Origin of the sequence: Burkholderia sp. S-53, from assembly GCF_025560745.1 — a bacterium.
GTDB classification, from domain to species: domain Bacteria; phylum Pseudomonadota; class Gammaproteobacteria; order Burkholderiales; family Burkholderiaceae; genus Burkholderia; species Burkholderia pyrrocinia.
This window is the reverse complement of the sequence record NZ_CP090484.1, coordinates 3,099,179-3,112,058: the sequence shown is the minus strand read 5'-3', so window position 1 is coordinate 3,112,058 and position 12,880 is coordinate 3,099,179. Positions and strand designations below refer to the sequence as shown.

Here is a 12,880-nt window from a genome sequence, read left to right as displayed (position 1 = left end):
TCCATGAACGCCGCAGTTCCCCAGACCACCCTCGCCCTGCCCACCGCCAAGCTGCTGATCGACGGCGCGTTCGTCGAATCGCAGAGCACCGAATGGGGCGACATCGTCAACCCCGCGACGCAGGAAACGATCGGCCGCGTGCCGTATGCGACGCTCGACGAGGTCGACGCCGCGATCGCGTCCGCGCAGCGCGCATTCCAGACGTGGAAAACGACGCCGATCGGCGCGCGGCTGCGCATCATGCTGAAGTTCCAGGATCTCGTGCGCCGCAATCTCGAGCGGATCGCGCACACGCTGACGGCCGAGCAAGGCAAGACGCTGCCCGACGCGCAGGGCGACATCTTCCGCGGCCTCGAAGTCGTCGAGCACGCGTGCTCGATCGGCACGCTGCAGCAAGGCGAATTCGCGGAGAACGTCGCGGGCGGCGTCGATACCTACACGCTGCGCCAGCCGATCGGCGTGTGCGCGGGCATCACGCCGTTCAACTTCCCCGGGATGATTCCGCTGTGGATGTTCCCGATGGCGATCGTGTGCGGCAACACGTTCGTGCTGAAGCCGTCGGAACAGGATCCGCTGTCGACGATGCAGCTCGTCGAACTCGCGATCGAGGCCGGCGTACCCCAAGGTGTCCTGAACGTCGTGCACGGCGGCAAGACGGTGGTCGACCGCCTGTGCACGCATCCTGACATCAAGGCGATCTCGTTCGTCGGCTCGACGCGCGTCGGCACGCACGTGTACAACCTCGGCAGCCAGCACGGCAAGCGCGTGCAGTCGATGATGGGTGCGAAGAACCACGCGGTGGTGCTGCCCGACGCGCACCGCGAGCAGTCGATCAACGCGCTCGTCGGCGCGGGTTTCGGCGCGGCCGGCCAGCGCTGCATGGCGACGTCGGTCGTCGTGCTCGTCGGCGCCGCGCGCGACTGGCTGCCCGAGCTCGTCGAAAAGGCCAAGGCGTTGAGGATCAACGCGGGCCACGAGCCGGGCACGGATGTCGGGCCCGTCGTGTCGAAGGCCGCGCATGCGCGCATCACCGCGCTGATCGACGAAGGCGTGAAGGCAGGCGCGAAGCTCGAACTCGACGGTCGCAACGTGACGGTGCCCGGCTACGAACGTGGCAACTTCGTCGGCCCGACGATCTTCTCGGGCGTGACGACCGACATGTCGATCTATACGGAAGAAATCTTCGGGCCGGTGGTGGTCGTGCTCGAAGCCGACACGCTCGACGAAGCGATCGCGCTCGTCAACCGCAACCCGATGGGCAACGGCGTCGGGCTGTTCACGCAGAGCGGCGCGGCCGCACGCAAGTTCCAGAGCGAGATCGACATCGGCCAGGTCGGCATCAACATCCCGATTCCGGTGCCGGTGCCCTACTTCAGCTTCACGGGTTCGCGCGGCTCGAAGCTCGGCGATCTCGGCCCGTACGGCAAGCAGGTCGTGCAGTTCTACACGCAGACGAAGACGGTCACCGCGCGCTGGTTCGACGACGACGCGACGACTGGCGGCGTGAACACGACGATCGCGCTGCGCTGACAGCTATGCACGGGGCTGGACTAAGTGCTGAAGCGCCGAGTCCGGCCGACCGCGAAGCACGGGGCCGGACTAAGTGCTGAAGCGCCGAGTCCGGCCGACCGCGAAGCACGGGGCCGGACTAAGTGCTGAAGCGCCTAGTCCGGCCGACAGGAGAGCAAAAAAACATGGAAATCGCATTCATCGGGCTCGGCAACATGGGCGGCCCCATGGCCGCCAACCTGCTCAAGGCCGGCCACGCGCTGACGGTGTTCGACCTCGACGCGCACGCGGTCGACGCCGCGGTGCGCGCGGGCGCGACGGCGGCCGGCTCGCCGCGCGACGCAGCCGCGCGCGGCGCGATCGTGATCACGATGCTGCCGGCCGCGCAGCACGTGCGCGCCGTCTACCTCGGCGACGACGGCGTGCTGGCCGGCGCGCGTGCCGGCGCAACGCTGATCGACTGCAGCACGATCGATCCCGGCACCGTGCGCGCGGTGGCCGAAGCCACCGCGCAGCGCGACTTCCCGCTCGCCGACGCGCCCGTGTCGGGCGGCACCGGCGGCGCGCAGGCCGGCACGCTGACCTTCATGGTCGGCGCGGACGCCGCGCTATTCGAACGGATCCGCCCCGTGCTGCTCGACATGGGGAAAAACGTCGTGCATTGCGGCGGCACAGGCACCGGGCAGATCGCGAAGATCTGCAACAACCTGCTGCTCGGGATCTCGATGATGGGCGTGTCCGAAGCGATGGCGCTCGGCGCCGCGCTCGGCATCGAGCCGGCCGTGCTGGCCGGCATCATCAATACGTCGACCGGCCGCTGCTGGAGTTCGGACACCTACAACCCGTACCCCGGCGTGAGCGACACGGCGCCGGCCGCGCGCGGTTATGCGGGCGGCTTCGCGGCGAACCTGATGCTCAAGGATCTCGGGCTCGCGACCGAAGCCGCACGAAGCGCGCATCAGCCGGTGTGGATGGGCGCGCTCGCGCAGCAGCTCTATCAGTCGATGAGCCAGCAAGGGCTCGGCGCGCTCGACTTTTCCGCGTGCGTGAAACTGTACGAGGCGCAGCCGGCGTAGCCTGCGCAGCCGACGCCGGACGTGCGCCGACCCGCGATGCGCTTGCGCGTATCGCAGGTCGGATTGCATGCGGGGGAAGAAGACGCAGGTGCCGCTTCAGACGCGGGCGGCGCGACGCCGCCGGTCGTTCAACCGCGCGGGTTCGACGCCGTCTCGAAGGTCGGATGGCACTCGAACGCGAGTTCGGAGCGTGCGTCGACGCGGCGGCCGCCGGTCAGCGATTCCTGCTTCAGGCTCGCGCGCATCCCGCGCTGCGTGCAGTAATTGCTGGCTTCGTTGACGGCCTTCTCATGGGCGTCGGCCCACGTCGTCGACACGCCGACCGTGCGCGTCGTCACGGTGAACACGTTCGGGTTCGACGTCGCGGTCACGTCGGAAGCGGTCGAACACGCGGCGAGCAAGCATGCGGCAGCCGCGACGGTCAACCATCGCAGGGTTCGAAAAGAAACTGGAATGAACATGGGGGGCAAGCGCACGCCGTTCGACGTGTATTGAGCAACATAGGCGACAGTATGCCTGCTCGATCGCCGGAGATCATGCCCTTTTCAGTGAACACATTGTTTCGAATGGTTAAACGATCGCAAGCGCAGGCAAGATTTACAGCCCGGCGCCGCGTCCGTTTTCAACCCGTGGGTAGTTTTGCCCGGCCGGTGCGTCGTTTCGGGCGCTCACGCCCGCGCGCCGGTCAGTGCGCGCGCTTCCTGCATTGATTCGTCGTCCGCCGCGCAGGCACACCGCTTGCACCCAACGGTCATTGCAAATCTTTCATGCGCACGTGCGAAGCCCGCACGGCACCCGACCTGCGAACGGCGCCCCCCGCGCGCGGCTTGTGCGCCGTCCGCCCGACCGGTCAGCCGCCCGTCAGCCGCCGCTCGCGCCGCCCGGCGCAGAAGCCGCGCACGGCATGGCCGCGCCGCTGTCCGACGGTGCAGTGGACGGCGCGGCCGACATGCCGCTCGTTGCGCCCGAATCGGAATTCGCCCCGCCGCTGTCGCTCGTCTTCCCGCAACCCGCGCCTGCCGCCCGGCCCGCAATCAGGATGCCGGCGACGACGGCTCGCGATACATGACGAAACGAATATCGCTGCATGACACCTCCGCCGATGTCGACATGGATGGCGCCCACCGACGAGCAATTCGCGTGCCGCGCCCGGCCACCGCCGCCGACCGCGTTCCATTCATTTTCCAAATGACGCCCAGCCGAATATTTAATTTCCCATCGCCGAGCCGGCCAACCATACTCGCGAACAAATCCGAGACATAACGTCCACGGCGGCCGGGCCGGCGCTGCGTGCACACGCTGCCGGTTTCGCGCCCCGCACATGGAAGGAGACAACGGCGTGCAACTGGAAGCCACTCACCGCCCGGGCCTCGTGCCCGGCGCGGACGACGCATCGCATCGAACCGACCCGGCCACGCGCGACCCCGCGCTGAGCCCGCGGCTGCACAACCCCGACCTCGCGCCGACCAAGGCCGAGGGCCGAACCTGGGGCCGCTACAGCATCTTTGCGCTGTGGACCAACGACGTGCACAACATCGCGAACTACTCGTTCGCGATCGGGCTGTTCGCGCTCGGCCTGTCGGGCTGGCAGATGCTCGCGTCGCTCGCGATCGGCGCGGTGCTCGTGTACTGCTTCATGAACCTGACCGGCTACATGGGCCAGAAGACCGGCGTGCCGTTCCCGGTGATCAGCCGGATGAGCTTCGGCATCTACGGCGCGCTGCTGCCCGCGATGATCCGCGCGGTGATCGCGATCGCATGGTTCGGCATCCAGACCTATCTCGCGTCCGTCGTGCTGCGCGTGCTGCTCACCGCGATCTGGCCGGGCCTCGCCGCATTCGACCAGAACGCGATCTTCGGGTTGTCGACGCTCGGCTGGATCACGTTCGTCGCGATCTGGCTCGTGCAGATCGGCATCCTCACGTACGGGATGGAAATGGTCCGCAAGTACGAGGGGCTCGCCGGCCCGGTGATCCTCGTCACGACGCTGTCGCTCGCCGCGTGGATGTTCAGCCGCACCGGCGGCCATCTCGCGATGTCGATCGGCAAGCCGATGACCGGCCTGAAGATGTGGACGGAAGTCTTCGCGGGCGGCTCGCTGTGGCTCGCGATCTACGGCACGCTGGTGCTCAATTTCTGCGATTTCGCCCGCTCGTCGCCGAGCGCGAAGACGGTGCGGGTCGGCAACTTCTGGGGCCTGCCGGTGAACATCCTCGTGTTCGCGACGATCAGCTTCGTGCTCGCCGGCGCGCAGTTCAAGCTGAACGGCCAGATCATCCACAGCCCGACGGAAATCATCGCGACGGTGCCGAGCAAGCTGTTCCTCGTGCTCGGCTGCCTCGCGTTCCTGATCGTGACGGTCGCCGTGAACATCATGGCGAACTTCGTCGCGCCGGCCTTCGTGCTGACGAGCCTCGCGCCGCACCGGCTGTCGTTCCGCCGCGCGGGCCTGATCAGCGCGACGATCGCCGTGCTGATCCTGCCGTGGAACCTGTACAACAGCCCGGTCGTGATCGTCTATTTCCTGTCCGGCCTCGGCGCGCTGCTCGGCCCGCTGTACGGGATCATCACGGTCGACTACTGGCTCGTGCGCAAGCAGCGCGTGAACGTGCCCGATCTCTATACCGAAGCGCCGACCGGCGCCTATTTCTACACGCGCGGCGTGAACCGCAAGGCGCTCGCGGCGCTCGTGCCGTCCGCGCTGATCTCGATCACGCTCGCGGTCGTGCCGGCCTTCAGCGCGATGACGCCGTTCTCCTGGCTGCTCGGCGCGGCCATCGCGGGCAGCGTGTACTGGCTGCTGGCCGATCGCAAACGGCAATACGACGAGCGCTCGGGCGAACCCATCGCGGTCGCCTGCGCGCAACACTGAACCCACGCATACGGAGTCTTCGATGAGGATCCTGGTAGTCAACGTCAACACGACCGAGTCGATCACCGACGCGATCGCCGCGCAGGCGCAGGCCGCCGCGTCGCCGGGCACGGAGATCGTCGGGCTGACGCCGCGCTTCGGCGCGGAGTCGGTCGAAGGCAACTTCGAGAGCTACCTCGCGGCGATCGCCGTGATGGATCGCGTGTTGAGCTACGACGAGCCGTACGACGCGGTGATCCAGGCCGGCTACGGCGAACATGGCCGCGAAGGCCTGCAGGAACTGCTGACCGTGCCCGTCGTCGACATCACCGAAGCGGCCGCGAGCGTCGCGATGCTGCTCGGCCATCGCTACTCGGTCGTCACGACGCTCGACCGCACGGTACCGCTGATCGAGGATCGCCTGAAGCTCGCCGGGCTCGACGCGCGCTGCGCGTCGGTGCGCGCGAGCGGCCTCGCGGTGCTCGAGCTCGAAGAGAACCCGGCCCGCGCGATCGAGTCGATCGTCGGCCAGGCGCAGCGCGCGGTGAAGGACGATCACGCGGAAGTGATCTGCCTCGGCTGCGGCGGAATGGCCGGCCTCGACCGGCAAATCGAGGAATGCACGGGCGTGCCGGTGGTCGACGGCGTGTCGGCCGCGGTCGCGCTCGCCGAGTCGCTCGTGCGCCTGAAGCTGAAGACCTCGAAGGTTCGCACGTATGCGCCGCCGCGCCCGAAGCGGATCGTCGGCTGGCCGGGAACCTTCGCAAAATGACGGACCGCCGTCCGGCTGCCGCGTCGCGCTCGGGCATTGCGTCGCCGGGAGGCGTATCGGCATGCGGGATCCAATAGACCCGAACGCCCTGCCCCGCGACGCGTCCGGCGCCACGGGCGTGCTCGACGTACTCGATGCGCGGCTGATGCGCATCCTGCTCGTGCTGTTGACCGAGCGCACCGTGTCGCGTGCGGCCGTGCGCCTGAACATGTCGCAGCCGGCGACGAGCGCCGCGCTCAAGCGGCTGCGCACGCTGCTCGGCGATCCGCTGCTCGTGCGCAGCCGCTACGGGATGGTGCCGACCGAATTCGGCGCGCGGCTGATCGAACCGCTGCGCAACGCGCTGCGCGTGATCGACTTCATCCGCATCCAGCAGCCGACGTTCGACGCGCGCACGTCGGTGCGCACCTACCGGATCGGCTGCCCCGACTACCTGAACGTGCTGTTCGTGCCGAAGCTCGTTGCGCTGTTTCGCGAACGTGCGCCGAACGCGCAGCTCGTGTTCCATCCGCTCGGCGACGGTTTCGACGACGAGCGCGCACTCGCCGATGGCGAACTCGACGTCGTGATCGACAATCGCCCTGCCCGTTCGTCGCGGTTCCGGCAGGACGACCTGTTCGACGACCGCGTCGTGTGCCTGATGCGCGCGACGCATCCGCTCGCGCGGCGCGCCGCGATGACGGCTGCCGATTTCGCGGCAGCGCCGCAGCTGTGTCCGACGCCATCGTGGCTCGAAGCGTCCGGCGCGATCGACCGGCAACTCGATCGTGTGGGGTTGCAGCGGCGAATCGTCGTCACGCTGCCGCACTTCGAACTCGCCGCGCATGCGCTCGTGCGCTCCGACATGATCCTGACCACCACGTACCGGCTCGCGCGGCACTACGCGAAACTGCTGCCGCTCGTCGCCGTCGCGCTGCCGGTCGAACCGCCCGACATCGTGTACCGGATGACGTGGAACGAATCGGGTTCGTGCGTCGACGGCGTGCGCTGGCTGCGCGCGCTGATCGCCGAAGCGACGCGCGCCTGGCTCGACGCCGAGGCCGCGCTGCCGGCGGTTGCGGCGGTTGCGGCCGCAACCGTACCGGCGACGACCGCGTCCGAACCGCCGCGCCCGCCGCGAGCACGCAAGGCAACGCACTGCCGCGCCTCGCGCCGTCCGCTTGTCGCGCGCGTCGCGCGTCGTCTGCGCCCCACGACGAAGTCGCACTGAACAATGCGCAGCGCGTGCGAAACATGCCAAAACCGCCCCGCTACGCGTCGCGCATCGGTTGCGCAAGCAACGTGTATGCAACGACGGACACAACGAGTGCGAGCACGCCGCTCACGATGAGCGCATCGGCGAACCCGCTCGCGAACGCGACGGGCGCCGCCTGGGCGAGCGCGCGGGCGGCCGACGGCGGCACGCGGTCGAGCGCCTGCGCCAGATCGCCGGCCAGCAGGCTCGACATGAACGGCGCGTCGGCGAACGCGCGCAGGCCGGGCGCGGCGGACAGCAGGCGGTCGAGCCGCGCATGCGTGCTCGCCGCCAGCACCGCGCCGAGCACGCCGACGGCGGTCACGATCGCCGAGAAGCGCGTCGTCGTGCTGATGCCCGACGCCATCCCCGTGCGGTCCGGCGGCACGCACGCCATGATCGCCTTCTGCGTGTCGCCGTTCATGATCCCCGCGCCGCAGCCCGTCACGAACATGCCGATCGCGACGAGCCGGTAGTCGCCGCTGGCCGTCAGCGCCGCGGTCGCGAGGTTGCCCGTGCCGATCAGCGCGAGCCCGCCCGCCAGCACGCCGCCGGACGGCACGCGCGCGGCGAGCGCCGCACCGAGCGACGGCCCGGCGATCATCGCGAATGCGAACGGCAGCATCCCGAGCCCCGCGTCGATCGCCGACATCCCGAATGCGTTCTGCAAGTACAGCGGCAGGAACGTCATCATCACCTGCGCGCATGCCGCATAACCGAACATCGCGAGCACGGCGCCGACGAAGCGCGGCTGACGGAACAGCGCGAGATCGATCATCGGCCGCGCCTGCCAGCGCTCGGCGCCGACGAAAGCGGCAAACAGCGCGGCGGCGAGCACGAGCCGGCCGAGCGTTGCGGCCGACAGCCAGCCGTGCGACGGCGCGCCGATCAGCGCCGCGATCGCACAGGCGAGCGCCGCGCCGAACAGCAGGCTGCCGGCGGCGTCCACGCGTTTCGCGTGCGGATCGCGCGATTCGTCGATCGCGACGCGCGCGCCGACCGCCAGCAGTGCGCAGACCGGCAGGTTAAGCAGGAACACCCAGCGCCAGCCGATCCATTGCGTGATCGCACCGCCGACGAGCGGCGCGATCGACGTCGCGATCCCCATGCACATCCCCCAGATCGCCCACGCGCGCGCCCGTTCGCGCCCTCCCGGAAAGCGGTTCGCGATCACGGCGAGCGCGGCCGTCAGCAGCAGCGCGGCGCCGCCGCCCTTCACCGCGCGCGCGGCGATCAGCCAGCCGGCCGACGGCGCGATGCCGCAGCCGAGCGACGCGAGAAAAAAGAGCGCGAGCCCCGCGCCGAGCATCCGCTTGCGGCCGAAGCGGTCAGCGAGCCCGCCGGCCGGCAGCAGGCACGCGGCGAACGCGGTCATGTACGCGCTGACGACCCATTCGATATCGGCAAAGCTCGCATGAAAACTGCGTGCGATGCTCGGCAGCGACACGGCGACGACGTTCGTGTCGAGCACGATCAGCGAACAGGTCGCCGACGCGACGGCGAGCGTCGCGGCGGCCGGCATGCGGGCGCCCGCAAGCGGGGCAGCGGCCGCGCCCGCGCGCGACGCCGGTGAGGACTGGGACATCGGCAACTCCGGAACAGGATGAACGAGCCGTATGCTAGGCTTGCCCGGTATTGCCTGTCATTGACACTCCAATGCTGTTTTATTGACGAAAATTGCAATCATGGACCGGCTCGAATTCCGTCACGTGCGCGCGTTCCTGAGCGTCGCGCAGCACCTGCATTTCGCCCGCGCGGCCGACGCGCTCGACATGGCGCCGCCCGCGCTCACGCGGCAGATCCAGGAAGCCGAGCGCGTGCTCGGCGTGCGGCTGTTTCACCGGTCGCGCCGCGCGGTCACGCTGAGCGCGGCCGGCGAGGCCTATCTCGCCGAAGCGAGCGCCGCGTTCGAGCACCTGCAGCGCGGCCGCGAACTCGCCGCGCTCGCCGAACGCGGCGAGCTGGGCCGGATCGAGATCGGCTACGTATCGTCCGCCGTGTATTCGGGCACGTTGCAGCGCACGGTCGGCGCATTCCGCGCCGCGCACCCGCGCATCGAACTGGACCTGCGCGAAGTGCCGATGGACGACGTCGCGAAGCAGCTCGACGCGGGCCGGCTCGACCTCGCGTACGTGCGCCCGCCGCTGCCGCTGCCCGGCGGTCTGCGGATCGTCACGCTGCAGCGCGACGTGTTCGTCGCGGCGGTGCCGGCCGATTCGCGCTATGCGTCGATGACCGCCGTGCGCGCGGCCGACCTCGCCGACGCGTGCTTCGCGGTGCCCGAACAGGAGCTCGGCACGCTCGAAGTCGCGCGCCGCGGCCGCTTCGCGCCGGTGATCGCCGCGCGGCCTGGCGGATTGCTCGCGGTGCTCGCGTGCGTGTCCGTGAACGGCTGGGTCGCCGTGATTCCCGATGCGCTGGCCGGTTGCGTGTCGTTGCCGGGCGTCGTCTACCGGCCGATCGCCGGCAAGCCGATCATGTCGGAACTCGCGCTCGCGCACCGGCGGTTCGAAAAGGCACCGGCGGTGCGGGCGTTCCTGCGCACGGTTGCGCCGGCCGCATAAGCCGCCCGCGGGCGTCACGCGTCACGCGTCAGGCGTCGGGATCGGCCGCCCGCCGTCGCCGCGCGAATATGCATTTCACGATTCGATGTTTGTCGGCCGGAAACCGATTCCGTAACCTGCCCGGCAGCCGCGCCGCACGCGCGCGGGTCACCGAGGACACGCCGCCGATGAACCCCTCTTCCGCCCCAGCACGCCGCCGCGCGCTGCAGCGTCTTGCCGCCCTCGCCGCCGCGCCGCTCGCCGGCGGCGGCCTCGCACTGCCCGCCCATGCGGCCGGCGCCGACCTGTCGGGCGTCACGCTCGTGCTCGGCGATCAGGCCGGCGGCCTGCGCGCGCTGGCCGAGGCCGCGCACGTGCTCGACGGCACGCCGTACCGGTTCCGCTGGGCCAATTTCCAGGGCGCCGCACCGCTGTTCGAGGCGCAGCGCGCGGGCGCGATCGATCTCGCGCCGGCCGGCGACCTGCCCGTGCTGACGGCCGCGCTCGGCGATCCGTCGTTGCGGATCGTCGCGACCCGCGCCGGCTCGCCGACGTCGCTCGGCATCGTCGTGCAGCCCGACTCGCCGGTCCGCACCGTGGCCGACCTGAAAGGGCAAACCGTCGTCGTGTCGTCCGCGCGCGGCAGCATCTCCCAATACCAGCTGTACGGTGCGCTGCGCGAGCACGGCCTCGCGCCGCGCGACGTCGACGTGCGTTTCGTGCTGCCCGTCGATGCGTTCGCCGCGTTCGAGGCCAGGCGGATCGGCATCTGGGCGACGTTCGACCCGTACTACGGTCATGCCGTGCGGCGCGGCGCGCGCATCGTGCGCGACGGCAGCGGCATCAATTCGGGGCTCGCGTTCCTCACGTCGCCGGTCGACACGCTCGACGACCGCGCTAAACGCGCGGCGCTCGCGGACGTGCTCGCTCGGCTCACCCGCGCGGGCCAGTGGGCGCTCGCGCATCCGGCCGACTACGCGAACGTCTATGCGTCGCTGACGCGCCTGCCGCCCGACGCGGCCGCCGACATCGCGCGCCGGGCGGCGCTCGCGCAGCGCAGCCTCAGCAGCGCCGATATCGACGTGCTGCAGCGCGTCGCCGATCGTGCGGCCGCGGATGCGATCCTGCCGCGGCGCGTCGATGTCGCGTCGATCGCGATCCGGAATCTGTCCGCGGGATAGAGATGGCGTGCTCGGGAGGCGCCGCAACGCAACGGACTACGCTCGGCGCGGCTTCGACATGTCGAGATCCGGCACGTCGTCGCCGAAGGTCGATGCGACGAGCGTGCGCATCGCGGCGATCAGCAGCGTCGGCCCCGACTGATTGAACGTGCAGCGCTCGCCGGCGGCCGGCACCGCGCGGTGCAGCACGGCCCGCCACGCGCCGCGCCCGCCGTCGCGCTCGAACGCGTCGAACGGCAGCCGCTCGACGATCGGGCCGCCGTCCACCCACGAGGACGACGGCGCGAACGACACGCTCGCGCCGCCCGTCTCGCGGATCGCCCGGCATGTGCCGTCGGCGACGCACGGCGCGCCGAGACCTTCGGCCATCGCCACCCAGTAGTCCAGCGCCGCGCCGGTCAGGTCCTGAACTTGCATCGCGTCCTCCTTCGACATCGAAACCTCGCCCTGGCGCCCGTGCGCCCGCCGTCGACGAACCGCGTCCCGATGGCGAAACAGGCGGCCGCGCGACCCACCCATCGATATTACGAATCGTCGATTTCTGCATACAATGATCGTAACGCCTGTCGTCCGGCCTGCGGTGGACGACAACCGGATCCATACGGTGCAGCGCAGGCCGGATCTCTCGGGGGAACGCATGCCCACGCACGCCAGAAAGCCGCTGGTCTCGCTCGTCGTGCCGTTTCACGACGAAGACGAAACGATCGACGCATTCTTCGCCGAAACGCTGCCCGTCCTCGAGTCGGTCGACACGATCCGCTTCGAGATCGTCTGCATCAACGACGGCAGCCGCGATCGCACGCTCGACCGGCTGCTCGCGGTCACGGCCGGCGACCCGCGCGTGCGCGTCGTCGATCTCACGCGCCGCTTCGGCAAGGAGGCCGCGCTCACCGCCGGCCTCGACGAAGCGGCCGGCGCCGCGGTGATCCTGATCGACGCCGACCTGCAGGACCCGCCCGCGTTGATTCCCGCGATGGTCGAGCGCTGGCTCGCGGGCGCCGAGGTCGTTGCCGCGAAACGCACCGACCGCAGGTGCGATCCGCTGATGCAGCGCCTGGCTGCCGCGCTCTACTACCGCGTGCACAACCGGCTCTCCGAAGTCGAGATGCCGGAGAACGTCGGCGATTTCCGGCTGATGGACCGTCAGGTCGTCGACACGCTGCGCGCGCTGCCCGAGCGGCGGCGCTTCATGAAAGGCCTGTTCGCGTGGGTCGGCTTTCGCATCGAGATCATCGAGTACACGCGCGCCCCGCGCAGCGGCGGCCGGTCGAAGTTCTCCGGATGGAAGCGCTGGAACTTCGCGCTCGAAGGCATCACCAGCTTCAGCACGGTGCCGCTGCGCGTGTGGACCTACGTCGGCCTCACGTTCGCGATGCTCGCGCTCGTATACGGCGCCTTCATCGTCGTGCGCACACTGCTGCTCGGCAACCCGGTGCATGGCTACGCGTCGCTGATCTCCGTCGTGCTGTTCATCGGCGGCGTCCAGCTGGTCGGCATCGGCGTGATCGGCGAATACCTCGGCCGCATCTATCACGAATCGAAGCAGCGCCCGGTCTATCTGGTGCGGTCGCGCTACCGCGCCGAGCGGGACGCCGCCGCGCATCCGGCGTCGAAGCTGCTGCAGTTCCCGCTCAAGCGCGCGCATGCGGCCCGCCGGCGGCCGGCCACGCCCGCGGCCACCGGCCACGGTGCCAGGAAAATCTCCGTCAAGTGA

Annotated in this window: 12 protein-coding genes; 9 read left to right on the top strand and 3 right to left on the bottom strand. The window is 69.8% G+C overall.

Annotated features, from left to right (window positions below; translation table 11 throughout):
* The first annotated feature begins 3 nt into the window (after positions 1–3).
* Positions 4–1,530 carry a CoA-acylating methylmalonate-semialdehyde dehydrogenase gene (locus LXM88_RS36025; RefSeq protein ID WP_262544229.1) on the top strand — a complete coding sequence of 509 codons (1,527 nt, stop codon included), beginning with the start codon at positions 4–6 and terminating at the stop codon, positions 1,528–1,530.
* A gap of 164 nt (positions 1,531–1,694) precedes the next feature.
* Positions 1,695–2,585: a 3-hydroxyisobutyrate dehydrogenase gene (gene mmsB / locus LXM88_RS36020; RefSeq protein ID WP_262544228.1), complete on the top strand. Its 891-nt coding sequence runs from the start codon at positions 1,695–1,697 to the stop codon at positions 2,583–2,585.
* A gap of 128 nt (positions 2,586–2,713) precedes the next feature.
* Here mmsB and LXM88_RS36015 read toward each other — a convergent pair whose 3' ends face one another.
* Entirely contained in the window at positions 2,714–3,046 is a 333-nt protein-coding gene (locus tag LXM88_RS36015; protein WP_262544227.1) for a hypothetical protein, read from the bottom strand.
* A 443-nt stretch (positions 3,047–3,489) separates the two neighbouring features.
* Between LXM88_RS36015 and LXM88_RS36010 the strand changes: the two genes are divergently transcribed.
* From LXM88_RS36010 to LXM88_RS35995, 4 genes are all read left to right on the top strand, one after another.
* Entirely contained in the window at positions 3,490–3,654 is a 165-nt protein-coding gene (locus tag LXM88_RS36010; protein WP_262544226.1) for a hypothetical protein, read from the top strand.
* A gap of 252 nt (positions 3,655–3,906) precedes the next feature.
* Complete coding sequence (locus LXM88_RS36005; RefSeq protein ID WP_262544225.1) at positions 3,907–5,457, top strand: NCS1 family nucleobase:cation symporter-1; 1,551 nt, start codon at positions 3,907–3,909, stop codon at positions 5,455–5,457.
* A 22-nt stretch (positions 5,458–5,479) separates the two neighbouring features.
* Entirely contained in the window at positions 5,480–6,208 is a 729-nt protein-coding gene (locus LXM88_RS36000) for an aspartate/glutamate racemase family protein (RefSeq protein WP_048025762.1), read from the top strand.
* Between the two features lie 61 nt (positions 6,209–6,269).
* A complete protein-coding gene (locus tag LXM88_RS35995) occupies positions 6,270–7,418 on the top strand; it encodes a LysR family transcriptional regulator (RefSeq protein ID WP_262544224.1) in 1,149 nt (382 codons plus the stop codon).
* 40 nt (positions 7,419–7,458) lie between these two features.
* Here the strand turns inward: LXM88_RS35995 and LXM88_RS35990 are convergent, their stop codons facing one another.
* Complete coding sequence (locus LXM88_RS35990; RefSeq protein ID WP_262544223.1) at positions 7,459–9,027, bottom strand: MFS transporter; 1,569 nt, start codon at positions 9,025–9,027, stop codon at positions 7,459–7,461.
* A 100-nt stretch (positions 9,028–9,127) separates the two neighbouring features.
* Between LXM88_RS35990 and LXM88_RS35985 the strand changes: the two genes are divergently transcribed.
* Complete coding sequence (locus LXM88_RS35985; RefSeq protein WP_262544222.1) at positions 9,128–10,006, top strand: LysR family transcriptional regulator; 879 nt, start codon at positions 9,128–9,130, stop codon at positions 10,004–10,006.
* Between the two features lie 167 nt (positions 10,007–10,173).
* The gene (locus LXM88_RS35980) at positions 10,174–11,166 is read left to right on the top strand and encodes an ABC transporter substrate-binding protein (protein ID WP_262544221.1); all 993 of its coding nucleotides are present in this window, start codon (positions 10,174–10,176) and stop codon (positions 11,164–11,166) included.
* Positions 11,167–11,202: 36 nt separating this feature from the next.
* Here LXM88_RS35980 and LXM88_RS35975 read toward each other — a convergent pair whose 3' ends face one another.
* Positions 11,203–11,583: a DUF2591 domain-containing protein gene (locus LXM88_RS35975; protein ID WP_262544220.1), complete on the bottom strand. Its 381-nt coding sequence runs from the start codon at positions 11,581–11,583 to the stop codon at positions 11,203–11,205.
* A gap of 220 nt (positions 11,584–11,803) precedes the next feature.
* Between LXM88_RS35975 and LXM88_RS35970 the strand changes: the two genes are divergently transcribed.
* Positions 11,804–12,880 carry a glycosyltransferase family 2 protein gene (locus LXM88_RS35970; RefSeq protein ID WP_262544219.1) on the top strand — a complete coding sequence of 359 codons (1,077 nt, stop codon included), beginning with the start codon at positions 11,804–11,806 and terminating at the stop codon, positions 12,878–12,880.